We start from the raw sequence: 21,891 nt of genomic DNA, 5'->3' as shown, positions 1-21,891 counted from the left end.
CCATGGGATTTCTGGACAAACTGAAAGACCTGGCCTCGAAGAACAAGGGCGCGGTCGACAGCGCGATCGACAAGGCCGGCGACATCGTCGACCAGAAGACGCAGGGCAAGTACACCCAGCAAGTCGACAAGGTGCAGGACGCCGCCAAGAAGGCCGTGGACAAGACGCCTCCGCAAAACTGACCGATGGCCAAACTTTCCGTCTCCGTCGACGTTCCGCTGCCGCCGGAGGAGGCGTGGGAGTGCGCCTCAGACCTGTCCCGGTACAAGGAATGGCTGAGCATTCACCGGGTCTGGCGTAGCAAGCTGCCCGAGACCCTCGAGAAGGGCACGGTCATCGAGTCCATCGTCGAGGTCAAGGGCATGCCCAACCGGGTCAGATGGACCATCGTCCACTACAACCCGCCGGAGGCGATGACGCTCAACGGCGACGGGAAGGGCGGCGTCAAGGTCAAGCTGATCGGGAAGGTCAAGCCCGCCGCTGAAGGGGCGACGGTCACGTTCGACGTGCACCTCGGTGGGCCCGCATTGTTCGGCCCGATCGGCATGGTCGTCGCCGGTGCGCTCAAGGGCGACATCAGGGAGTCGCTGAACCGCTTCAAGTCGGTCTTCGCCCCGGCCTAATCAGCGCGAGTTGGGCCAGCGCGAGCAGACGCAAAAGTACCCGACACGCCGTGAAAATCGGGACTTTTGCGTCTGCTCGCGCTTGAGCCTCAGCGGCGAAATCGCCTCGTCACCAACTTCGTGAACTCGACTGTCGAGCGGCGGACCGACTCGAATTCCAGTGACACCAACAACGTATCCACCATCGCGAACGGCAACGTAGTCGCGACGGCTCCCCGGCCGTACTCGATGTGCCACGAGCCAGGGTGAATGGTGAGGCCTCTTGCGCGGCCCTTCTCGAGGCAGGTGTGTTCGCCTGGACGCAGCGTCATCGGCAGCAATTCATCGGACTCCAAGTCATACGAGTCGATCTGGCCGGCGATCAGGAACTTGTGGATCTCGACGTGTTTGTAGCGTCCCGAAAAGCCTTGTGTGCCAGTGGGAGACCCGAATATGACGATGTACTCGCGCGGGCTGAAGTAGAGGAAGCGGACCTTCCCCAGGATGCCGCCCGCCTTGCTGCCCACCCATCTCCCCGGCCTCGGATCGATAAGGTCGGGATATTCGTCGGAGAGCAACTCGGTGGCGTGCGTTATGAGCTCGCCGCCTTCAAGGGATAGACCGACGACCTGCTTGGCGACCTTGTGCAGGACGTGCGGGTCGATCTTGTACGGCATCGTTAGAGGTAACCACAGGTTGATCGCTTGCCCGCGGTGAATACCACTGGAATCTCGCGGTATCCGCGTGTGACAGAGTTTCCGTGAAACGCGGCTTGGGCATCGGGTGCCATAGCGAAGTCGGGCAGTCGCGAGAGAACCTGCTCGACACCGATGTGGAACTCCAGGCGCGCGAGGTTGGAGCCGAGGCAGCGGTGTACGCCCGCCCCGAATCCGAGATGGCGATTCGCTTTTCGATCGAGGACGCAGCGATCTGGGTCAGTGAACTCGTGGGGGTCACGGTTCGCGGAGGCGTAGTTGACGATGACCGATTCACCGGGGCAGAAGGTGTGCCCGCTCAGCTCGACGTCCTTGGCGACGGTTCGAGGGATGCCGTGAATCGATCCTGCGAAGCGAATGAATTCTTCAACGGCCCTGGGCAGGATCTCGGGTTCGCCGATGAGCCGGTCGCGTTCCGCGGGATGCGTTCCGAGATAGTGGAAAGCGAACGACATTGCGCTTGCCGTCGTCTCGAGACCGGCCTGGACCAACAGCATCGCATTGGCGACGACGTCTTGGAACGGCAGCTTCTCGCCGTCGATCTCGGCGTTCAGTAGGACGTCGATCATGTCGTCACGCGGCGGCTGGGTGGTGCGTGCGGTCACCGCATCGTGAAGGTGCTGAAACAGTCCACCCCAGGCGGCCATCCGGGCTTCGTCGGTGTCGCCGTTCAACGCAGTATCGGTCAATTCGATACACAACGGCACATCGTCGATCGGCATACCCAGGAGGTATTTGAAAAAGACGATGCCAGGCTGTCGCCATGCCACCTGCGCGAGGTCGCCGGCCCCCTGTTCGATGAACGTGTCGATCAGTTCATCGGTCTCGGCACGGATCTGCGGCTGCAACGCCTTCATTCGCGCCGGTGAGAAGTATGGGTTGAGGACCTTGCGGAATTTCTGCTGTCGCGGAGGGTCCAGCGTAATGACAAGGTCGCCGGCGAGCTGCTCGGCCCCTTCGGGTGTCGGGTTGCTGGAGAAGTGCTCCCAGTCCTGCAGGATCTTGTAGCACTCTTCATATCGGGTCGCGACCCATGCGCCGCCGGGCGTGGCACTGAGAAACGGTGTGTCGGTATGCGCGAACGGCGCATTCCGCCGCATCACCTCATAGACGTCATACAGAAAATCGTTGTCTCTGAAATCGTCGTGGCGAAGATCCCAGTTTTGCGCATGTTCCTCGAGCGACTTCGTCACGAAGCACCTTTCTGTTGGGCCGCTTGACGCGCCTCACGTTCTTCGTGGATGCGCACCAGTTCGCGGAACCCGAGGCGGTGGTACTTCGGGACCGGCTGAATGCCCCATTGGTCCTGGGCGGTGTCCTTGCCTTCGGCGCCCTCGGGCGGCCCGAACGGCGGATAGGGGTACTTGCACTCCAACGTGTCGTCGGAGTAACGGATCTTGAGTAATTCGCTGCAGATCTGGGTGAGGCTCAACGTCGGGTAGCCGTAGTAGATCGCCATGAACGGCAACGTGAACGCCCCTTCGATGACCAGGGCGACCAGGCACACCAGTACGGCACGTTTGATCCACTTGTGCATGTTGGCGTAGTACGGCGTGGTGCCCGGCGGCAGATCTTCGGCCGGTGCCTTTTCGTCGGCGGGTGTTGTCACAGTCGCTCCTTAAACCTGTTCAGTCCGAGAAGATTTCGCGGTTCACCGTGTGCAGATACGGAATCGCCAGGAATGGGGTGATGTAGAAGATGTCGTAGAGCCACCAGCCGATCACGGGGAACACGACCCCTGCGTAACGCACATCGGCGAACATCGTCATGTTGAACACGTATGCCGACCAGATCACGATGCCCATCCAGCAGGTGACGATCATCCACTGATGCCCCCACCGCTTCATCTGGAGAAATCCGATGGCGGCGGCTACGCGCATCGAGAACACCGTGAAGATCAAGCCCGCGACGTAGGCCTTCTCGCCCGGGCCTGCGGCGCCGCCGACCCACAGCTCGTTGTAGTGCCAGAAGTAGCCGGCGTCGAACATGTTGCCCCAGCCGACCATCAGCACCCGGTTGATCAACGTGTGGTTGGCGACCAGATCCAGGGCCCAGCCCAGGCTGTTGAGCATTCCGTCGATCAAGACCAGATAGCCGATGAGAGTGACGATCATCGGCCTAACCGACAGGCCTGCCCGCAAGGCTTGGCGCTGTAACCACACGCCGCGCATGAAGATGGGAAAGCCGAGGAGACCGGGCGCCCACATGCCCATCAGTGCGGCGCCGGCGATCATCCACTTGTCAGCCCGGCGCTGAGCCAGCCGCGACTCGTCGTGGTGGTCCTCGAGGCTGACGGAGCCGTGGTCGGTAGTGGTCACAAGTCCCACCAGCCGCGGGCGAAGGACATGTAGAGCTGGATTCCGAACATCGTCAGCAGGTAGCCGTAGATGACGATTTGCAGGACGATGAGCGCCCTCTTGCGCTTGCGCTCCTTTTGATCCATATCGAGAACTCCTTCCTAGCGTGGCGCGCTCGAGCTGTCGGCGGCGGCCAGGCTGGCCACCGCCACTTCACGTAAGCCGTCGGTGATTGCACCGTCGGTGGACAGCGGTGCGAGGATGCAGGCCTGCGCCGCATCCAGTTCGCTTGCACCGGCGGCGATCAGCTGCGCCGCTGTCACCAAGACGCGGGTCGAGGGCGGCTCGAAGTGGAACGCCTCGTCGGCAGTTCGGATGGCGTTGGCGCACTGGACAAGTCGCTTTGCAGTCGGCCGCTCGATGCGTGCTTCGGCGACGATCACGTCGGCCTCGCGGTCGGGTGGCAGGTACCTCATCGGAAGTGTGACGAAGCGTTGACGGAACGACGGTTTGAGCTCCTTCAGCGAGCTGCGGTAGGCGGGGTTGTAGGAACACACGAGCATGAATGTCTCTGGCGCGTGGACGACCTCGCCCGCGCGGTCCAGGTACAGCGCACGGCGATGGTCTGTCAGCGAATGCAGGATGGCCAACGAATCGTGGCGTGCCTCCACGACCTCGTCCAGATAACAAATCGCGCCGGCCTTGACCGCTCGGGTGAGCGGCCCGTCAGTCCACACCACGTCACCGCCAGTGACCATGAACCGGCCGACGAGGTCGGAACTGGTGAGATCGTCATGACAGCTGATCGTGACCACGGGCCGTCGCAGGAGCAGACCCATGTGCTCGACCAGGCGGGTCTTGCCGCACCCCGTCGGGCCTGTGAGCATCACGGGCAGTCGCTGATGATAAGCCTGTTCGAACAACTGGACTTCGTTGCCGTTCGAGTAATAGGTATCGGTCATGCGGTCACCAGCTCCCGATGTACGTGGGCCAACACGCGCGGAAGTTCTTCCACGCGCCGGATGCGTTGGGACCGGCGAGGTCCGAACACTTCGGGCAGTGGGTCGACGCGAGTCGGCCCGACGCCGACGTAGTACATCGAGACGCCGGCGTCGTTGGCCTCCTCGACCGCGTGGGCGGCGTCGGCCCAGGCGTACCGACCCTCGTAACCTTCGTCGGAGATCAGCCCGTCGCCGATCACGATGAGCAGACGCCGCTCCGACGGCTGCGCCAGAAGTCGACTTGTCATGTGGCGCAGCGGTGCACCGAGCCGCGTGTATCCGGCGGTGGCCAAACCGAGGCGGCTCGGTGGCACGAACCGGCGATCCGCGAAGTCCTTGAGGCAGGTCACCTCGACCCGGTGCCGGGTGTTGCCGGTGAACACGAAGATTGCGTGTCGTTCACGGGCCAGCGTCATCGCGCGCGAAAGTGCATCGGCACAAGCCAGTTCGAGTTTGAATATCCTGCCGCCGTGAACGCCCAACGACGAACTGCCGTCGAGGAGCAGTGCGGTGGTGACGTCGCGGCTGCTGGGCAGCAGTTCACGGAAGATGCGTGGCTCGATCGCCTCGCCGGTCGTCAGGTCGATGTAGTGGGTGACGTACTGCTCGACGTCCAGATCCGAACCGTCTTCGAGCCGGCCCTTTATGGCGCGATGGGTGTGCTCGGAGAACCATTTCCGGAGATCGGCAGAGACCGGTGCCGGCTGGTGTGTGCCAGTGGTGTGTGCTCGCTCGAGAACCGCGACGTGGTCGGGCAAGAAGCTCTTCGTCCACGCGTTCCACTCCGGATACGGAATGCCGGGCCGGTGCTCCGGCGTGAGGTCGAGATCGTTGTCTTGCGGGCGGCTCGGTGGTGGCAGGTTGGGGTTACGGACGCCACCGTCGCCACCGACGGGCACGGAGTATGGCCGAGGAAGCCGCTTTTGCGTTGTGGTCCAAGGCATCCTGCCGAAGCTGCGTCGTAGCTTGTCGGACAGCCCCTGCGGGGCCGTGTATGCCAACGGCAATCTGCCGAGCAGGGGATGAACGTCCAGGGATCGTCCAGTGCCCGCCAGTGCGACGGCACGGTTGAGCATTTCCTTGGCGTCCATGTCGCCCTGCGCCATATCGAGATGTGGTAACACCCGCCGCACCTCGGCCAGCAGCCCGGGCCACGTCGACGCGAGCCATCCGAGGGCTACGCCGGCTTCGACGAGCGTGAGTGCGCGGAGTTCACGTGCCGACAACTCGTTCAACCGGTACTCGATGAGCCGGTCCTTTGACGGTGAGCATTGGAAGGCGACGCCGCATGTCAACGTCCGACGCGTCCAGCCGTGCCCAAGCGGCGGATAGGGGACGTGCACGAAGTCCAGCGTCGAGTTCAAGCTGAACTCCCGGCGCTCGCCGGTCACCAGGCGCACGCCTTCGCGCCCCTTTCCGCTCAAGGCGACAGCGGTCACGGCGCAACTGCGTTCGATCGCCATGGCGTGCGCACCGGAGAGTTCAGACATTCGCCGCTCAGAATGTGCCGATGTTGGAGAACATCCAGTACCAGAACCAGATGATCAGGCCGGTGCCGCCCCAAGCCGCGACGTAGCGAAGTATCTCCCAGATCCAATCCACTTCCAGACCTCCTTGTCGAATGGGTTGTGTGTCATCGGATTTCCAGGCCGCGCACGGCCGTGGCGACCAACTTGGCCAGCATCGTGTCGCGGGTTTCGGTATTGCCCGTCGTGGTCAGCACGCCGTAGATGCCGAGAAGGAAGAATGTCGCGCTGTAGAAGGCGTCCATTTCGGGATGTACTTCACCGTCGCCTCGCGCCCGCTCGATCTCCCGTACGAGGAGGACGATCACCGGATGGTCGGTCCACTCGTCCTGGTGTGGCCGCGACGGTGAGAAGTGCAATGCCAGAAGTTCTTTGAAAAGCACAGGCCCGAAGCGGTGCTCGAGGCCGGTCACCAGGCGGACGACCTCCGTCAACGCGGCGACCAGGTCGTGTTCGGTTTCTAGGAAGTGGGCGAATTCTCCTGCGATGCGCGCCTCTTCGCGACACTCCAACTCCAGGAGCACATGTTCCTTACTCGGAAAGTGGAAGAAGAAGGTCCCGTGCGCCACGCCTGCAGCGGTCACGATCGCGTTTACATCGGCGCCCGCCATGCCAGAGCGCTTGAACTCGGCGACGGCCGCACCGAGGATGCGCTCCCGCGTCTGTAGCCGGCGTGCTTCGCGCGCCGACGGCCTGACCTGTGGCGTCATGGTCTGCTATTTCTAGCAGCAGTTACTGACTTAAGTCAATGAGTCGAGTCATCGAAAGTCAGTCGGAGAAGATCTCCCTGTTGACGGTGTGCAGGTAGGGAATGGCGAGAAACGGCGTGATGTAGAAGATGTCGTAGAGCCACCATCCGACGACCGGCAGCACCACGCCGGCGAAGCGCACGTCGGCGAACATCGTCATGTTGAACACGTAGACGCACCAGATCAGCACGCCCATCCAGCAGGTGATGAGCATCCACTGATGGCCCCACCGCTTCATCTGGAGGAAGCCGATCGCCGCCGCGATGCGCATGGTGAAGACAGTGAGGATCAACCCGACTTCCAACGCCTTTTCGCCAGGACCGGCCGCGCCGCCGAGCCAGAGTTCGTTGTAGTGCCAGAAGTAGCCGGCGTCGAACATATTTCCCCAGCCGTTCAACAAGACTCGGGCAAGCAGGGTGTGGTTGGCCACCAGGTCGAGTGCCCACCCGACGGTGTTGATTGCGGCGTCGATGATGACCAGATAGCCGAGCAGTGTGACCAGCATCGGCCGGACCGTCAGGCCGTCGCGCTGCGCCTTGCGCAGCAACCAGACTCCCCGAAGGAACAGTGGAAGCCCGAACACGCCCAGCGCTGCGGTGCCGATCAGCAGGCTGCCTGAAATCAGCCACTTGTCGGCCTGCCGCTGCGCAAGCCGCGACCGCTCCATGTGTTCGTCCAGCCCGCTGCCGGTGACGTTCACTGTGGGCAGGTTCAAGAGCTCCTCCAACCGACCAGCTGCAATGCGTGCGCTGGAGGAAACTGACTATAGTCAATCAACTAGCCGGCTTCAATACCTCGCAGCGTCCTGGCTACGTAATCGTCGAGCATCGCGCCCTGAGTCGGCCAGTCGTGCGTGGTGGTCAAGAGCGCATAGAGACCCAGCAGAAAGAACACCGCGCTGTTCATGGGGTTTACGTCTGCGGCGACGTCACCGTGTTGTTGGGCACGCTCGATTTCCTGCGCAACCGTGACGATGACGGGGTGTTCCTTGCTTTCGTCGGTGGGCCGTGTCTGCGAAAAGTGTAGTGCGAGAAAGTCCTTGAAAAGCACGGCGCCGAGGCGACGCTCCAGGCCGACCACGAGACGGACCGCTTCGTTCAAGGTCGATGAGAGGTCACCGCGCTTGGTGCTCACGTAGCGGTCGAGTTGTTTGGCGATCCGCTCCTCTTCGCGGCGTTCGAGTTCCAGCAGCACATGTTCTTTGGTCGGAAAGTGGAAGAAGAAGGTGCCGTGGGCGACTCCGGCGGCGGTGACGATCGCGCTGACATCGGCGTCGGTCATGCCTGACCGTTTGAACTCTGCGATCGCCGCTCCCATCAGCCGCTCGCGGGTCTGCAGGCGTTTGGCCTCGCGTGCCGACGGCTTGTCCACCACTGCCATGGCTCTGACGATAGCGGCACTACGCCGAGATCATCCGCGGGTTGTTGCGGTGACAGCGTCGGTGATCGGGGTGTCACCGGAGATCACCTCGAACGTGTGACCGGCGGTGGCGGGGGCGTCGAGTACAGCCAGCAAGACAGCTGCTACGTCTTCGCGGGGGATACTGCCCCGCAATGTCTGATCCGCGATCTCGACCAGGCCGGTCCCCGGTTCGTTGGTGAGGTGGCCGGGCCGCACAATCGTCGTATCGAGTGCGGGGCGGCCGCGGACGTTGTCGTCGGCTGCACCCTTCGCGCGCAAATACACGGTGAAGACCGGATCCTTGCCGTCCACGGCGTTAGCGTCGGCGCCTGTCGACGAAACCATCACGTAGCGGCTGACTTTCGCTGCTTCGGCGGCGTCGGCCAGCAGGATTGCGGCGTCGCGGTCGACGGTCTGTTTGCGCGCGGCTCCGCTGCCCGGGCCCGCGCCGGCGGCGAAGACGACGGCATCGGCGCCGTCGAGGTGTGATGCGACTTCGTCGACCGAGGCGTTCTCCAGGTCGACGACCAATGCCTCCGCACCGGCCGCAGACAGGTCTGACGCATGGTCCGGATTGCGGATGAAGCCGGCGACCGAATCGCCGCGCTCGGAAAGTAGCCGTTCGAGGATCAAGGCGATCTTGCCGTGCCCGCCGGCGATGACGACGCGCATCAGGCCGCGAATACCTGTGAGTCATCGGCAAACGCCTTGAACTCCAAGGCGTTTCCCGCAGGGTCGAGCAGGAACATCGTCCACTGCTCTCCGACCTCGCCCTCGAAGCGTACGTACGGCTCGATGACGAAGCCGACATCCGCCGCCCGGAGCCTATCGGCGAGCTTGTGGAACTCGGGAATCGTCAGGATCAGCCCGAAGTGGGGGACAGGCACGTCGTGCCCGTCGACCGGGTTGTGGATCGACTGGGCGCCACTGGGTGCCAGATGGGTGACGATCTGATGGCCGTGAAGGTTCCAGTCGATCCACGTCTCGGCGCTGCGCCCCTGTTGTAGGCCGAGCACCTCCCCGTAAAACTGCCGAGCGGCGGTGAGGTTGTCGACGGGCATGGCCAGATGGAAACGCGGAATCGGAGAGTCGAGAACGCTCATGTCGCAATGCTACGGACGTCATTGCAGGCGAGCGCGCAGTTCCCGTTTGAGCACCTTGCCGTAGCTGTTCTTCGGCACGTCGTCGATGAACTCGTAGCGTTTGGGCCGCTTGAAGCGCGCGATGCGGTCCAGCAAGTGAGCGTCGAGCTCCGCCGCCGACGCCGTGCCGACGATGAACGCGACGACGACCTCGCCCCATTCCTCGTCGGGCGCGCCCACCACGCACGCCTCAGAAACGCCGGGATGCTCGATCAGCACCTCTTCCACCTCGCGCGGGTAGATGTTGCTTCCGCCGCTGATCACCACGTCCTTGGAGCGATCTCGCAGCGTCAGGTACCCCCCGGCGTCGAACGAGCCCATGTCGCCGGTGTGCAACCAGCCGTCCTTCAACGTCGCCGCGGTGGCGCTGGGGTTCTTCCAATAGCCAGACATCACGACGTCGCCCCTGCAGACGATTTCACCGATCTCGTCGATCGCGGCCGGTGTGCCGTCGTCGCGTCGCACCGCCACATCGACGCCGGACCTCGCGTATCCCACGGATCCCAGAACGGCATCGTCCGCGTCGACGTGGTCGGCTCGGCGGAGACCGGTGATGGTCATCGGTGCTTCACCCTGGCCGTAGAGCTGGACGAAGATCGGCCCGAACGCCGCCATCGCCTTCTTCAAGCTGTCGACGTACATCGGGCCGCCGCCGTACACCACCGTCTTGAGGTTGCGAGGGCGCTGCCGCCCGGTCTGCACCAGACGCTGCACCATTGTCGGGGCGAGGAACGCGCTGCAGCCGGGGTGGTATTCGCAGAGGTCGAGGAACTCGTCGGGCTCGAACCCGCCCGACGCCGGCACCACCTGCCTGGCGCCGCGGAGCACATACGGTGGGACGTACAGGCCCGAGCCATGAGACATGGGTGCGCCATGGATGAGGCTGCAATTCTCGTCGGGCGCATCGAAATCCGCGAGATGAGAGACGGTCATCGCCATCAGGTTGCGGTGCGACAGCATCGCGCCCTTCGAACGGCCAGTCGTTCCGCTGGTGTAGAACAGCCACGCCAACGTCGCGGGGTCGGTGTTCGCCGGCGGCGTCAACGCCGTTGCGCCGACACGGCTTTCGTAGACATCCGAACCGATGGCCTCGATCGGCACCTGGGTCAGCGGCTCGAGCCGCGCCGCGATCTTCGTCGAGGCAAATACTTGCGTCACACCGGCGTCGTCGAGGATCTGCTCCATCTCACGCGGATGCAGCTTGTAGTTGATCGGGACGAACACCGCCTCGGCAGCCCAGATCGCGAACATCAGCTCGACGATCTCCGGACAGTTCTCGCTCGCGACGGCGATGCGCGCGGCGGGCGGGCCTAGCGCACTGATCGAGGAGGCCAGCCGCAAGACCCTGTCCCGCAGTTCGGTCCATGTATTGCGTTGGCGTTCACCGAGATACAGCGCACCGCGATTGCCGAAACGGCGGGCGGCCTGGTCGAGCAGGGAGAACAGGTTCAACGGGTAACCCACTCCGATGTGAGCGCGAAGTCCGACAGGTACTTGGTCGAACTCCAGCCGCCGTCGACGACGATCGTCTGGCCGTTGATGAAGCTGGCACTGTCGGAGCACAGGAACGCCACTGTGCTTGCGATGTCGTCGACCGTGCCCAGCCGCGGATACGGCGTCATCTCGGTGTTGATCTTGCGGAACCGCTCGTCCTCGAGGCGGGTAGCCACCATCGGGGTGACAGTCACGCCGGGCGCCACTGCGTTGCAACGGATTCCCTGCGGTCCGTACTGGCAGGCGATATGCGTCGTCAGCGCGGTCAGGCCGCCCTTGGCCGCGGAATATGCGCCGCCGCGTAGTCCACCGACCACCGCGAACGTCGACGTCACATTGATGATCGCCGAGCCCGACTGCATATGCGGCAGCACGTCACGCGCCAACCGGAAGGGCGCGCGCAGCATCAAACCCAGGAAATAGTCGAGGCTTTCGTCGTCGGTCTCGTGCAGAGGCTTGGGGCTTCCGACGCCGGCGTTGTTGATCAGGAAGTCGATGCGGCCCCATCGCTGGACCGCGGTGTCGACGATGCGTTGGGGGGCATCGTCCGCGGTCAGATCGACGGCGACCGTTGCGACGCGGTCTGGGTCGTCGATGGCCTTCTCCAGCTCGGACAGTCTGGCTTCGTCGCGGCCCGTGCCGACGACCGCCATCCCCATCTGTGCGAGCTTCGTCGCGCATCCGAAACCGATGCCGCTGCTTGCGCCCGTCACGACCGCTATTTGCATCTCACACATCCACTTTCGTCAGCGCCGCCCGGATCTGATGCTTCAAAACCTTTCCGGCGTCGTTCTTCGGCAAGGCATCCCACACCACCACCTGCTCGGGGACCTTGAACTTGGCCACGCCGTGTGCCTGCAACACTTCGCGTAGCGCATCGACGTCAGGGGCGGGCTGGCCGGCCACGACAAGAACGGCGCATGCGCGCTCGCCTGTGCGTTCGTCGGGCAACCCCACGATCGCGATCTCCGCGATGCCGAGGTTGCCGACGAGAATGTCCTCGACCTCTTTCGGGGAGATGTTCTCGCCGTTGCGGATGATGATGTCCTTGGCCCGGCCCGTCACGACGAGATACTGACGGTCCACCCACTGCCCGAGGTCGCCTGTGCGGAAATAGCCTTCGGCATCGAACGATTCGCGTTCGTCCTCCGGATGCAGGTACCCGACCAGCATCTGCGGGCCGCGCGCCCGTATCTCCCCGTTGACCAGCGCGATCTCAGCGATGCCCGCGCGGCCATCGGTGTCCGCCGCGTGGTCGACGTCGTCCAGTGCCCCCACGGTCGTGACGGGAACCTCGGTCGAGCCGTATACCCGTGTCACCGCGGCTTGCTCGAAATACTCAGCGGCTTGGCGGATCAGCGACGGCGGTACCGATGCGCCGCCGCAGATGAACACTTTCAGGTCGGGCAACCGTGTGCCTGCCTGCCCTGCCGCCGCCAGGAGACCAGTCAGAAACGGTGTGGCGCCGGCCATGTGTGTGCATCGCTCGGCCTGCATCAGTGCGACGGCGTCGGCGTCCCAGCGTTCCATCAGGACCGCCGTGGTGCCTAGCAGCAGCGGGCACTCGAACGCGTAGATCGAGCCGCCGATGTGTGCGATTGGCGACGGCACCAGGAACTTGTCGCCGGGAGACACGAGCCAGTGCTCTCCGAGCTGACGGATCAGCGCGTGGATCGAGTTATGGGTATGCAACACACCTTTCGGCCGTCCCGTGGTTCCCGACGTGTACAGAATCATCCGCACAGAGTCGGGGTCGAGCACCGGCAGGCCGGCTGAACCCGGTTCGGTGAACAGCGCCGGGTATGGCGTATGGCGGCCCGCCGGACCGCGCAGAACCACGACCTCCGGCGGTGACGCCGTCGCGGTAGTGACCCGATCCATCATCGCGACATAGTCGTGCTTGCCGAAGACCGACGGCACGAAGATCATCCGGCTGTCGGCATCGGACAAGATGAATTGCAGCTCATGGTCGCGCAGCGACGGCAGGATGGGATTGACCACCATGCCCGCCAGCGTCGCGCCGAGGTAGATGACGGCGGCCTCATGCCAATTCGGCAGCATGAAGGACACCACGCTTCCGGCGGGCATCCGTGCCAGCAGGGTGTGTGCCAGCACGGTCGCTTGCTGATGAAGGTTCTGGCAGTCGAGCCGAACGTCACCGTCCACCAGCAGGATTCGTTCCGGCGTGCTCGTCGCAGCGTCGCGCAATGAGTCGGCGAGCGTGGTGCGGACCCATAGCCCACGCCGGTAGGCGTCGGCCGCTCGCTGCTCGTCGACCCTCATGGTCAGACCTAGCCCTTGACCCTGCGCATTGTCATCGAATGCCGGTATCGCGACGCGGGATGCGTGTTGACGGTGACCTGCGCAACTTCACCGTCGGACGTTCTGTAGGTGCGTTGCATCGCCAGCGCGGCAGTACCGGCGTCGACCCCGAGGCCCGCGGCCAGCTCACCCGACGTGACGATCGCAGAGATTTCCTGATGCACCTCCACAATGCTCACGCCGAACAAGTCCTCGATCAATGGGAAGATCGCGCCGGAGTGACGGTGCAGCAGCCGCCCCACCGCGGCGAACGCGCGGTTGATGTAGTACTCGGTTCGGCAGACGGGTGCGGAGGTGCCGTCGGCTCGCCGGTAGCCGCGTACGGCCAACCACTCTGTGCCGACCGTCAGGCCGGTGCGGGCGGCGAGATCATCGTCGATCGTCACCATCGCGTTAGATTCGATCTCGAACTGCGCGCCGGACGCGAACGCCAGCAGGTCGTTGATCGACATCACGTCCTGTGCATAGGAATTCGTCGCGGGCCTGGGCACCACGAGCGTGCCGGCTCGCGGCCTCGACGCGACGAGGTTGTCCTCGCGCAGCCGCCGCAGTGCCTCCCGAACGGTGTAGCGGCTGACCGCGAACCGCTCACACAGCTCGTGCTCGGTCGGCAGCTGCGAACCGACCGGGTAGACGCCGTCGACGATCTCCTTCCGAAGCGTGCGCGCGACCTGAAGGTACCGGTGGTCGGCCGGGCTGACCGTCATGTCTGAATCCTGCGCAACGCCAGTACGCTGCCGTCGCCGTCGGCCGATACGTAGAGTGTGCCGTCGCGCCCGACCGTGATGCCGGCGAACGGTCCCTGCGGGCCCGAGAACGGTGGCATGCCCTTGAGCGGCTTGGGTTCCACCCCTGGCGGGGGACCCACCGGCAGCCCCGACGCGATCGTGGTGCGAGCCTTGGTGTCCAGATCGACCGCGATCACTTCCTTGGCTCCGGCGTCGACGATGTAGAGGGTGCCGTCGGCGACGAGGATGCCCTGTGGGCGCTGCAGCCCGTCGACCACGGTCTCAGCGCCCGTGTACGTCAGCCGCGCGACGCGACCGGCGCCAGACTCCGCGACGAGCGGCGCACCGTCGGGGCCGATCGCCACACCCACCGGGTCGTGCAGGCCGGACGCGAGCACGTCGACATCACCCGAGCGAACCGACAGCACCCGGCCCGTGCCGAGTTCCGCGAACACCACCCGGTCGGCGCCGATTGCGACACCGTACAACTGGTCGAAACCGTCTGCGAGCACCTCACTTTCGGCAGCGGCAGGCCGGTACCGGCTGACTTGGCCGCCCGAGGTCGTGACGACGAACTCGCCGGCGCCTGCGACGGCAAGGCCGCGCAGGAAGCCGGGGTATCCGGGCCAGAACAGCATGCCCACGGTCCGCAGCGTCCCGTCGTCACCGACGGCGTAGAAGTAGGTGCCGTCGGCGACGTACACGACACCGTCGTCGCCGACCGCGAGATCCAGCGGCCAGTTCAACCCGCCCGCCAGCACGGCACGAGTTTCACCACCGCCGAGTATCTCGGTGATTTCGCCGGTGAAGTTCGAGACGAACAACCGGTCGCCCACGAAGGTCAGGTTGTCCAGTCCCGGATTGAGCTGCGCCAGAACGGTTTGCGAGCCCGAGCGCGGATCGATGCGTAGCACCTGCCCGCTGGCCACCTGCGTCGACACGATGCAGCCCTCTGCGTCGAACTTCACCGAGTCGGGCACACCGAGATCTCCCGCAACACGTTGCGGCTCACCACCGTTCGGATCGATGCGCCAGATCTCGTTGGCGGTCATCAGCGGGAAGTACAGCAGGCCGTCGGGGCCGACCTCCATCGCATTGGGTGACGGCAGGTTCTCGGCGAGGATCCGCGGCGCGCCGCCGGTGAGGTCGAGCTCCATCAACCGGCCGCCGTCGCGACACTCGCCGATGAACAACCGGCCGGCATACACGGTGATGCCGTTCGCGCAGGGAAGGTCGTCGCGCAGCACGCGGGTGTGCCCCGCGGTGTCGCGCACACTGACTCGACCGTCCATCACCTCGGTCGCGTAGAGATTTCCGCTCCGGTCGAATGCGACGTCATCGGGCGCGATGATGTCGCCGCCCTTGGGGCTCACGGTGTCCAACTGTCCGGTCGCCAGGTCCAGTGCGCTGATCTGGCTGCCGGTCACCTGCGCGACGTAGACGCGTCCGTCGGGCCCGGTCCGCAACCCGTTCGCGCCGAACAGGCGACTGGCTGCGGTCAGCCGCTCCAGCCGCCAGCCCTCGGCGACGGACGGGTTTGCGGCCGGGTACCGGGACTGGAGCACGGAGGCAGTCATGATCTCGGACGTTAGCAAGCTGATTAAGTCCAGACAATAGGCTCCAGCTGCAGAGTACTCGGCCTTGACGAGCCGATAATGCCTGCGGAATAGTGTTCTGCAATATGCAGAGCACTATTTCTTGTCCGGACAAATCGGCGACCCGATGAACGATCTGCTGAGGTTGGACGGCCGAATCGTCGTGGTATCGGGCGCCGGGGGCGGAGGCATCGGCACCACGGCGACGCAGATGGCCGCTACCGCGGGCGCGACGGTCGTCGCCGTCAGCCGCAGCCAGGACAACCTCGACCAACACGTCGGCCCCCTGATCGACAAAGGGCTGTCGGTCGTCACGGTCGCGGCCGACGCGTCCACCGACGACGGCATCGCGGCCGTCATCGACGAGGTGCGGCGGACCGAGGGGATCCTCTACGGCCTCGTCAATGTCGCCGGCGGCGCCGACCCCTCCACCTGGATGCCGTCGACCCGCGTGACTCGCGACGACTGGCGTGCACTGTTCACGCAGAACCTGGAGACCGCGTTCTTCATGAGCCAGGCCGTCGCCGCCGAGGTGCGCAGGAACGGCAATCCCGGCTCGATCGTGTCGATATCGTCGATCAGCGGCATGAACACCGCGCCGTTCCACATCGCCTACGGCACGGCCAAGGCCGCCGTCGTGGCGATGACCCGCACGATGGCCGTCGAACTTGCGCTGGACAACATCCGCGTCAACGTCGTCGCACCGGGGGTGACCGAGACCGCGGCGTCGCGGACCTACACAGACGAGGATCCTGAGCGTGACCGCCAGGCGATCGCGATGGGACGGCGCGCACGGCCAGAAGAGCAGGCCGGCGCCATCCTGTTTCTGCTGTCGGACCTTTCGAGCTACATCACTGGGCAGACGCTGCTCGTCGACGGCGGCCTGAACCTCAAGTGGAGCCATCTCGGCGCCGACAACACCTCGCTGTTCCTGAAGGACGAATCGTTTCGGGCAGCCATCAGTCGGTTTGAGGAGGACGCATGACCGATACGGAAATCCAAGCGACGGAAGAACTCTCGCAACCGATGACAATCGGCGTTGAGGCTTACGTCTCGGAGGATTACGCCCGCGCGGAACGGGACAAGCTGTGGCGCAGGGTGTGGCAGCAGGTCGGCCGGGTCGAGGAAATACCGGACGTCGGCAACTACCTGACGTACGACATCCTTGACGACTCCATCCTCGTGGTCCGCACGGGGCCAAATGAATTCAAGGCACACCACAACGTCTGCATGCACCGCGGCCGTCGCCTCATTGATACGCCCGAGGGCGCGAAGAACGCATGTGGCCGCGCGCGCAAGTCTTTCGTATGCGGGTTTCACGGCTGGACGTACGGCCTGGACGGGGCGTGCACGCACGTTCGCGAACAGGACGACTGGAAGGGTGCACTGACGCCGCAGAACACCCACCTTGCCTCCGTAAGGGTCGATACCTGGGGCGGCTGGTTGTGGATCAACATGGATCCCGACTGTGAACCCTTGGCGGACTTCCTCTTTCCCGCCGCGAAGATCCTCGATCCGTTCGGGTTGGAGAACATGCGCTACAAGTGGCGCAAGTGGCTGTACTTCGACTGCAACTGGAAGGTCGCGATGGAGGCCTTCAACGAGACCTACCACGTGTTCACCACGCATCCGGAGTTCAACAAGTTCGGCGAGTTCAAGGGCTGGGCCAAGGCGCAGGGCAAGCACAGCAACATCGGCTACGACGCGCCGGACGATCTGGAGGAGACCAAGTCGAAAATCCGCCTGGGGACGGGTGATCCGCGTATCTCCACCGCCGAGATGCAGGTGTACACGATGGAGGAGACCAACGCCACCACCACGCAGACGCTGGTAAACGCCGCCAAGCGGCTGGTCGACGAGCTGCCGGAGGGCACGCCCGCCGACAAGGTGCTCGAACATTGGCTGTCCTCTGCGCGCCGCGACGACGAAGCGCGCGGGGTGGTGTGGCCGACGATCCCGGCCGACATACTCGGGCAGAGCGGCACCGCGTGGCAGATCTTCCCGAACTTCCAGATCGGCCAGGGGCTGACGAGCGCGCTCTGCTACAGCGCCCGACCCGATCCGAGTTATGACCCGAACAAGTGCATCTTCGAGGTCGCGGTCTACGAACTCTTTCCGAAAGGCGAAGAGCCGCAGACTGAATGGGTCTATACCCCGGTGGGTGACCCACGCTGGCTGTCGGTGCTGCCGCAGGACTTCTCCAACATGGCCGCAGTACAGCAGGGCATGAAGTCGCTCGGTTTTCCGGGCACCAAACCCAACCCGTACCGCGAGCGCAGCACGGTCAACCTTCACTACCAATTGTCCAAGTACATGGGCACCGGCGAACCGAGAGAGCTCTAGATATGACGTTGTTTGACACGTGCGGGCCGACGCAGACGCCAGATGACATCGACATCGACGCGCTGCGGGACAAGTACCTGCACGAGCGGGACAAGCGGTTGCGCGTAGAAGGATCGAAGCAATATCTAGAGGCCAAGGGCGATTTCGCGGAGTTCGCAGAGGTCGACCCGTACACGCCCGTGACGCCTCGCGCACCGATCAACGAGGACATCGAGGTCGCGGTTCTCGGCGGTGGGATCGCAGGACTGCTGGCGGGCGCGCACCTCAAGAAGGCCGGTGTCGACGACGTGCACGTCATCGAAATGGGCGGCGACTTCGGCGGCGTCTGGTACTGGAACCGCTTCCCGGGAATCCAGTGCGACAACGACGCCTACTGCTACATCCCGATGCTGGAAGAACTCAACTTCATGCCGTCGAAGAAGTTCGCGGACGGTGCCGAAATTTACGACCACTGCCGGCGCATCGCCAAGCATTTCGGGCTGTACGACGGCGCAATCCTGTCCACCCAGGTACGGACGGTGCGCTGGGACGAATCGATCAAACGCTGGCGCTTGAGCACCAATCGCGGTGACGACATCCGTGCCCGCTTCGTGGTCATGACGCCAGGTTCGTACAACCGCCCGAAGCTGCCAGGGATCCCCGGGATCAAGGACTTCAAGGGACACGTCTTTCACTCGGCGCGCTGGGACTACAACTACACCGGCGGGGACGCCAGCGGAGGACTGCACAAGCTGGCGGATAAGCGTGTCGCGCTCGTCGGGACCGGCGCCACCGGTGTGCAGCTGGTCCCGCATCTCGGTCGAGATGCGAAGCACCTGTACGTGTTCCAGCGCACGCCGTCATCTGTCGACGAGCGTGGAAACACGCCGACGGACCCGCAGTGGGCAAAGTCGCTGCAGCGGGGTTGGCAGGAGGAACGCAAGCGCAACTTCCATCGGTGGTCACCGTTCGAAGGTGTGGTCTTCGACGCGCCGGACCAGGTCTGCGACTTCTGGACTGAGCTGGGCCGCAACATGACTGCGCGGATCGCGGCGAGCGAGGATCCCGCGTCGTTGAGTATCGAGCAGATCATGGCGATCCGCGAAGAGGAAGACTACAAGATCATGGAGCGGCTGCGCCGCCGCATCGCCGCCGTCGTCAAAGACCCCGAAACGGCTGAGGCGCTCAAGCCCTATTACCGCTTCCTGTGCAAGCGGCCGTGCTCGAGCGACGAGTATCTGCCGACCTTCAACCGTCCCAATGTCACGCTGGTCGACGTGTCCGCGACCAAGGGCGTGGAACAGCTGACAGAGAACGGCATCGTCGCCAACGGCGTTGAGTACGAGGTCGATTGCGTCATCTTCGCGAGCGGTTTTGAAATCTCCACCGAGATCAGCCGTCGTTATGCGATGGATGTCATCGAAGGCCGCGACGGTCTGTCGCTCTTCGATCACTGGCGCGACGGGTACAAGACGTTGCACGGGATGACCAGCCGCGGTTTCCCCAACCAGTTTCACACCGGCTTCATTCAGGGCGGTGTTTCGGCCAACACCACCGCGATGTTCGAGCAGCAGGCCAAGCACATCGCCTACGTCGTAGCCGAGGCGCAGCGCCGGGGCGTGACGACCGTCGAACCGAGCCAAGAGGGCCAAGACAATTGGGTCAACACCATTCGCGAACTGGCGATTGACAACTCGGCGTTCGAGGTTTCCTGTACACCGGGCTACTACAACAACGAAGGCGGTGGCGGTGGAGAGGGAATCCGCTCTTTCCTCGGCGAGCCGTACTCGCCGGGGTTCTACGCGTTCGACGACTTGCTGATCCAGTGGCGCGAAAAAGGCGACCTCGATGGGTTGGTGCTAGGCAGATGACGCCCATCCCCCGCGCCGAGCGCACGGTTGTTGCCGCGAGCCGATGAACGAGCTGAGATTCGATGATCGGGTAGCCGTCGTCACTGGCGGCGGTCGGGGACTCGGGCGCGCGTACGCCCTCCTGCTCGCGTCGCGAGGCGCCAAGGTCGTCGTCAACGATCCAGGCGTCGGCATCAGCGGAGAAGGCGTCGACGCCGGGCCCGCAGACGAAGTGGTTCGCGAAATCGCCGCCGCGGGTGGCGAGGCGGTCGCGAGTACCGAATCAGTGGCGACCCCCGAGGGCGGCAAGGCGATCATCGATGAGGCGCTGAACCGCTACGGCCGCATCGACATCCTGATTCACAACGCGGGCAATGTGCGTCAGGCTTCGCTGAAGGACATGACGTACGAAGACTTCGACGCCGTCGTCGATGTTCATCTGCGCGGCGCATTCCACGTCGTGCGACCGGCATTCCCGCTCATGTGCGCGGCCGGCTACGGCCGTGTGGTCCTGACGTCGTCGATCGGCGGGCTCTACGGCAACCAGGGTGTCGCCAACTACGCCGTCGCGAAGGCCGGCATCATCGGCCTGTCCAACGTCGTGGCCCTCGAAGGCGCGGCCGAGGGCGTGAAAAGCAATGTCATCGTTCCGGCCGCGGTGACGCGGATGGCCGAGGGCATCGACACCTCCGCCTACCCGCCTATGGGACCGGAGTTGGTGGCCCCGGTCGTGGGCTGGCTTGCTCACGAAACCTGTTCGATCACAGGCGAAATGCTCGTAGCACTGGCCGGCCGTGTTGCCAGAGCGGTGGTCGCCGAAACGCCAGGGGTCTACCGGACCGAGTGGTCTATCGAAGACGTCGGCGATCAAATCGACGCCATCCGGGACTTCTCGAAACCCGTGGTTTTCCCCGTTGTACCGGACGGTCACGGCGATCACATCGGCTACAGCTTCGAGATGGCAAAACAGGGAGCGCACCATGGGTAGCGGCCCGCTTTCCGGCGTGCTGGTTGTCGACCTCACCGCGATGGTGATGGGGCCCTATTGCACGCAGATCATGGCCGACATGGGCGCCGACGTCATCAAAATCGAGCCGCCCGAGGGGGACAACACCCGCTATATCTCGGTCGGGCCCGCTCCGGGGATGAGCGGCGTCTTTGTGAACGTGAACCGCGGCAAGCGCAGCGTCGTGCTGGACCTGCGCTCCGAGATTGGCAAGACCGCCCTGCGGGCGCTGGTGCTGGAGGCCGATGTCTTCATCCACTCGATGCGGGCCAAGGCGGTCGCCAAACTGGGCTTCGCATACGAACAAGTCGCCGCACTCAACCCACGCATCATCTACACGAACTGCTACGGCTACGGCAGGCGCGGACCGGATCGGGATCTGCCCGCCTACGACGACACGATCCAGGCGGAGTGCGGGATTCCCGCAGTGCAGCAACAGCTGACCGGTGAGGCGAACTACGTCGGCACCATCATGGCCGACAAGGTTGCCGGGCTGACCGCGCTCTACGCCACGATGATGGCGCTTTTCCACCGCGAACGCACCGGTGAGGGCCAAGAAGTCGAGGTCAGCATGTTCGAAACCATGGCATCGTTCATGCTGGTAGAGCATGCTAACGGGGCGATGTTCGATCCCCCGCTCGGTCCGGCCGTCTATCCGCGTACGGTCGCGCCGAACCGCAAGCCGTATCGCACCAGCGACGGCTATATCGCCGCGCTGATCTACAACGACAAGCACTGGAACGCGTTCATCGACGCGGTGCGGCCACCATGGGCCAGCGACCTTTACGCCACGCTGGAACTACGCGCCCGCGACATCGACGCCGTGTACGGGCTGGTGGCCGAGACGATGAAGGAGCGCACCACCGCGGAGTGGCTGGCGCTGTTCCGTGAACTTCAGATCCCTGCCGCACCGCTCAACACGCCCGACGAGTTGTTCGACCATCCACACCTGAACGCCGTCGGCCTTTTCGAGACGGTGGACACGCAACACGGTCCAGTGCGTTTCCCGGGTGTGCCGACGTGGTTTTCACGTACGCCCGGACGAGTCGCCGGTCCCGCGCCGCTGCTGGGCGAGGATACCGAGCAGGTGCTCGGCGACCTCGGACTTGCCGATGTAGAAGCTGCGGAGTCGGTGTGAGC

24 protein-coding genes are annotated in these 21,891 nt (G+C 64.2%); 7 read left to right on the top strand and 17 right to left on the bottom strand.

Features of this window, described 5'->3' with window-relative positions; all coding sequences use genetic code 11:
- Positions 1–2: 2 nt before the first annotated feature.
- Both ACWW36_RS04675 and ACWW36_RS04670 read left to right on the top strand, forming a co-directional pair.
- Positions 3–182, top strand: coding sequence for an antitoxin (locus tag ACWW36_RS04675; protein ID WP_456140430.1), 180 nt, complete (start codon positions 3–5; stop codon positions 180–182).
- Between the two features lie 3 nt (positions 183–185).
- Entirely contained in the window at positions 186–623 is a 438-nt protein-coding gene (locus tag ACWW36_RS04670; protein ID WP_456140429.1) for a type II toxin-antitoxin system Rv0910 family toxin, read from the top strand.
- Between the two features lie 89 nt (positions 624–712).
- Here the strand turns inward: ACWW36_RS04670 and ACWW36_RS04665 are convergent, their stop codons facing one another.
- The 17 genes from ACWW36_RS04665 to ACWW36_RS04585 form a co-directional block, all read right to left on the bottom strand.
- Positions 713–1,279, bottom strand: coding sequence for an isomerase (locus ACWW36_RS04665; RefSeq protein WP_456140428.1), 567 nt, complete (start codon positions 1,277–1,279; stop codon positions 713–715).
- 2 nt (positions 1,280–1,281) lie between these two features.
- A complete protein-coding gene (locus tag ACWW36_RS04660) occupies positions 1,282–2,511 on the bottom strand; it encodes a cytochrome P450 (RefSeq protein WP_456140427.1) in 1,230 nt (409 codons plus the stop codon).
- Positions 2,508–2,927, bottom strand: a complete 420-nt coding sequence (locus tag ACWW36_RS04655) for a hypothetical protein (protein ID WP_456140426.1) — start codon at positions 2,925–2,927, stop codon at positions 2,508–2,510. Before ACWW36_RS04655 ends, ACWW36_RS04660 begins: the two co-directional genes overlap by 4 nt.
- A 19-nt stretch (positions 2,928–2,946) precedes the next feature.
- On the bottom strand, positions 2,947–3,552 hold the full coding sequence (locus tag ACWW36_RS04650; RefSeq protein WP_456142364.1) for a hypothetical protein: 606 nt from the start codon (positions 3,550–3,552) through the stop codon (positions 2,947–2,949).
- Between the two features lie 80 nt (positions 3,553–3,632).
- Entirely contained in the window at positions 3,633–3,761 is a 129-nt protein-coding gene (locus tag ACWW36_RS04645) for a hypothetical protein (protein WP_255397307.1), read from the bottom strand.
- Between the two features lie 15 nt (positions 3,762–3,776).
- The gene (locus ACWW36_RS04640) at positions 3,777–4,577 is read right to left on the bottom strand and encodes an AAA family ATPase (RefSeq protein ID WP_456140425.1); all 801 of its coding nucleotides are present in this window, start codon (positions 4,575–4,577) and stop codon (positions 3,777–3,779) included.
- Positions 4,574–6,106 (bottom strand): MorD protein, encoded by a 1,533-nt coding sequence (locus ACWW36_RS04635; RefSeq protein ID WP_456140424.1) that lies wholly within the window; start codon positions 6,104–6,106, stop codon positions 4,574–4,576. The genes ACWW36_RS04640 and ACWW36_RS04635 overlap by 4 nt, the downstream gene beginning before the upstream one ends.
- A gap of 143 nt (positions 6,107–6,249) precedes the next feature.
- Positions 6,250–6,852, bottom strand: coding sequence for a TetR family transcriptional regulator (locus ACWW36_RS04630; protein WP_456140423.1), 603 nt, complete (start codon positions 6,850–6,852; stop codon positions 6,250–6,252).
- Between the two features lie 58 nt (positions 6,853–6,910).
- On the bottom strand, positions 6,911–7,558 hold the full coding sequence (locus ACWW36_RS04625; RefSeq protein WP_456142363.1) for a hypothetical protein: 648 nt from the start codon (positions 7,556–7,558) through the stop codon (positions 6,911–6,913).
- 110 nt (positions 7,559–7,668) lie between these two features.
- On the bottom strand, positions 7,669–8,271 hold the full coding sequence (locus ACWW36_RS04620; RefSeq protein ID WP_456140422.1) for a TetR/AcrR family transcriptional regulator: 603 nt from the start codon (positions 8,269–8,271) through the stop codon (positions 7,669–7,671).
- 30 nt (positions 8,272–8,301) lie between these two features.
- Positions 8,302–8,964, bottom strand: coding sequence for an NAD(P)H-binding protein (locus ACWW36_RS04615; protein ID WP_456140421.1), 663 nt, complete (start codon positions 8,962–8,964; stop codon positions 8,302–8,304).
- Entirely contained in the window at positions 8,964–9,395 is a 432-nt protein-coding gene (locus ACWW36_RS04610; protein ID WP_456140420.1) for a VOC family protein, read from the bottom strand. Before ACWW36_RS04610 ends, ACWW36_RS04615 begins: the two co-directional genes overlap by 1 nt.
- 18 nt (positions 9,396–9,413) lie before the next feature.
- Positions 9,414–10,886, bottom strand: a complete 1,473-nt coding sequence (locus tag ACWW36_RS04605; RefSeq protein ID WP_456140419.1) for an acyl-CoA synthetase — start codon at positions 10,884–10,886, stop codon at positions 9,414–9,416.
- Entirely contained in the window at positions 10,883–11,656 is a 774-nt protein-coding gene (locus ACWW36_RS04600) for an SDR family NAD(P)-dependent oxidoreductase (protein WP_456140418.1), read from the bottom strand. The genes ACWW36_RS04605 and ACWW36_RS04600 overlap by 4 nt, the downstream gene beginning before the upstream one ends.
- A gap of 1 nt (position 11,657) precedes the next feature.
- Positions 11,658–13,211, bottom strand: coding sequence for an AMP-binding protein (locus ACWW36_RS04595; protein ID WP_456140417.1), 1,554 nt, complete (start codon positions 13,209–13,211; stop codon positions 11,658–11,660).
- Between the two features lie 8 nt (positions 13,212–13,219).
- Positions 13,220–13,957, bottom strand: a complete 738-nt coding sequence (locus tag ACWW36_RS04590; RefSeq protein ID WP_456140416.1) for a GntR family transcriptional regulator — start codon at positions 13,955–13,957, stop codon at positions 13,220–13,222.
- Positions 13,954–15,555 (bottom strand): Vgb family protein, encoded by a 1,602-nt coding sequence (locus ACWW36_RS04585; RefSeq protein WP_456140415.1) that lies wholly within the window; start codon positions 15,553–15,555, stop codon positions 13,954–13,956. The genes ACWW36_RS04590 and ACWW36_RS04585 overlap by 4 nt, the downstream gene beginning before the upstream one ends.
- A gap of 145 nt (positions 15,556–15,700) precedes the next feature.
- Here ACWW36_RS04585 and ACWW36_RS04580 point away from each other — a divergent pair, with 145 nt between their 5' ends.
- The 5 genes from ACWW36_RS04580 to ACWW36_RS04560 are packed head-to-tail and all read left to right on the top strand — an operon-like array spanning position 15,701 to position 21,889.
- Complete coding sequence (locus tag ACWW36_RS04580) at positions 15,701–16,558, top strand: SDR family NAD(P)-dependent oxidoreductase (protein WP_456142362.1); 858 nt, start codon at positions 15,701–15,703, stop codon at positions 16,556–16,558.
- The gene (locus ACWW36_RS04575) at positions 16,555–17,916 is read left to right on the top strand and encodes an aromatic ring-hydroxylating oxygenase subunit alpha (RefSeq protein ID WP_456140414.1); all 1,362 of its coding nucleotides are present in this window, start codon (positions 16,555–16,557) and stop codon (positions 17,914–17,916) included. The genes ACWW36_RS04580 and ACWW36_RS04575 overlap by 4 nt, the downstream gene beginning before the upstream one ends.
- A 2-nt stretch (positions 17,917–17,918) precedes the next feature.
- Complete coding sequence (locus tag ACWW36_RS04570) at positions 17,919–19,766, top strand: flavin-containing monooxygenase (protein WP_456140413.1); 1,848 nt, start codon at positions 17,919–17,921, stop codon at positions 19,764–19,766.
- 43 nt (positions 19,767–19,809) lie between these two features.
- Positions 19,810–20,733, top strand: a complete 924-nt coding sequence (locus ACWW36_RS04565) for an SDR family NAD(P)-dependent oxidoreductase (RefSeq protein ID WP_456140412.1) — start codon at positions 19,810–19,812, stop codon at positions 20,731–20,733.
- Positions 20,726–21,889 carry a CaiB/BaiF CoA transferase family protein gene (locus tag ACWW36_RS04560; protein ID WP_456140411.1) on the top strand — a complete coding sequence of 388 codons (1,164 nt, stop codon included), beginning with the start codon at positions 20,726–20,728 and terminating at the stop codon, positions 21,887–21,889. The genes ACWW36_RS04565 and ACWW36_RS04560 overlap by 8 nt, the downstream gene beginning before the upstream one ends.
- Positions 21,890–21,891: the final 2 nt, after the last annotated feature.

The sequence above is a fragment of the Mycobacterium sp. MMS18-G62 genome (genome assembly GCF_053877835.1).
Note: the sequence above shows the minus strand (reverse complement) of the source record. Positions and strands in the feature narration are given on the sequence as shown.

Excerpts from the sequence above, each read along its gene's own strand:
- ACWW36_RS04595 (WP_456140417.1), bottom strand. The coding sequence starts at position 13,211 with ATGAGGGTCGACGAGCAGCGAGCGGCCGACGCCTACCGGCGTGGGCTA.
- ACWW36_RS04630 (WP_456140423.1), bottom strand. The coding sequence starts at position 6,852 with ATGACGCCACAGGTCAGGCCGTCGGCGCGCGAAGCACGCCGGCTACAG.
- ACWW36_RS04620 (WP_456140422.1), bottom strand. The coding sequence starts at position 8,271 with ATGGCAGTGGTGGACAAGCCGTCGGCACGCGAGGCCAAACGCCTGCAG.
- ACWW36_RS04670 (WP_456140429.1), top strand. The coding sequence starts at position 186 with ATGGCCAAACTTTCCGTCTCCGTCGACGTTCCGCTGCCGCCGGAGGAG.
- ACWW36_RS04615 (WP_456140421.1), bottom strand. The coding sequence starts at position 8,964 with ATGCGCGTCGTCATCGCCGGCGGGCACGGCAAGATCGCCTTGATCCTC.
- ACWW36_RS04600 (WP_456140418.1), bottom strand. The coding sequence starts at position 11,656 with ATGCAAATAGCGGTCGTGACGGGCGCAAGCAGCGGCATCGGTTTCGGA.
- ACWW36_RS04580 (WP_456142362.1), top strand. The coding sequence starts at position 15,701 with ATGAACGATCTGCTGAGGTTGGACGGCCGAATCGTCGTGGTATCGGGC.
- ACWW36_RS04610 (WP_456140420.1), bottom strand. The coding sequence starts at position 9,395 with ATGAGCGTTCTCGACTCTCCGATTCCGCGTTTCCATCTGGCCATGCCC.
- ACWW36_RS04585 (WP_456140415.1), bottom strand. The coding sequence starts at position 15,555 with ATGACTGCCTCCGTGCTCCAGTCCCGGTACCCGGCCGCAAACCCGTCC.
- ACWW36_RS04625 (WP_456142363.1), bottom strand. The coding sequence starts at position 7,558 with ATGGAGCGGTCGCGGCTTGCGCAGCGGCAGGCCGACAAGTGGCTGATT.
- ACWW36_RS04560 (WP_456140411.1), top strand. The coding sequence starts at position 20,726 with ATGGGTAGCGGCCCGCTTTCCGGCGTGCTGGTTGTCGACCTCACCGCG.
- ACWW36_RS04570 (WP_456140413.1), top strand. The coding sequence starts at position 17,919 with ATGACGTTGTTTGACACGTGCGGGCCGACGCAGACGCCAGATGACATC.
- ACWW36_RS04640 (WP_456140425.1), bottom strand. The coding sequence starts at position 4,577 with ATGACCGATACCTATTACTCGAACGGCAACGAAGTCCAGTTGTTCGAA.
- ACWW36_RS04635 (WP_456140424.1), bottom strand. The coding sequence starts at position 6,106 with ATGTCTGAACTCTCCGGTGCGCACGCCATGGCGATCGAACGCAGTTGC.
- ACWW36_RS04675 (WP_456140430.1), top strand. The coding sequence starts at position 3 with ATGGGATTTCTGGACAAACTGAAAGACCTGGCCTCGAAGAACAAGGGC.
- ACWW36_RS04565 (WP_456140412.1), top strand. The coding sequence starts at position 19,810 with ATGAACGAGCTGAGATTCGATGATCGGGTAGCCGTCGTCACTGGCGGC.
- ACWW36_RS04650 (WP_456142364.1), bottom strand. The coding sequence starts at position 3,552 with ATGATCGCCGGCGCCGCACTGATGGGCATGTGGGCGCCCGGTCTCCTC.
- ACWW36_RS04590 (WP_456140416.1), bottom strand. The coding sequence starts at position 13,957 with ATGACGGTCAGCCCGGCCGACCACCGGTACCTTCAGGTCGCGCGCACG.
- ACWW36_RS04575 (WP_456140414.1), top strand. The coding sequence starts at position 16,555 with ATGACCGATACGGAAATCCAAGCGACGGAAGAACTCTCGCAACCGATG.
- ACWW36_RS04645 (WP_255397307.1), bottom strand. The coding sequence starts at position 3,761 with ATGGATCAAAAGGAGCGCAAGCGCAAGAGGGCGCTCATCGTCCTGCAA.
- ACWW36_RS04665 (WP_456140428.1), bottom strand. The coding sequence starts at position 1,279 with ATGCCGTACAAGATCGACCCGCACGTCCTGCACAAGGTCGCCAAGCAG.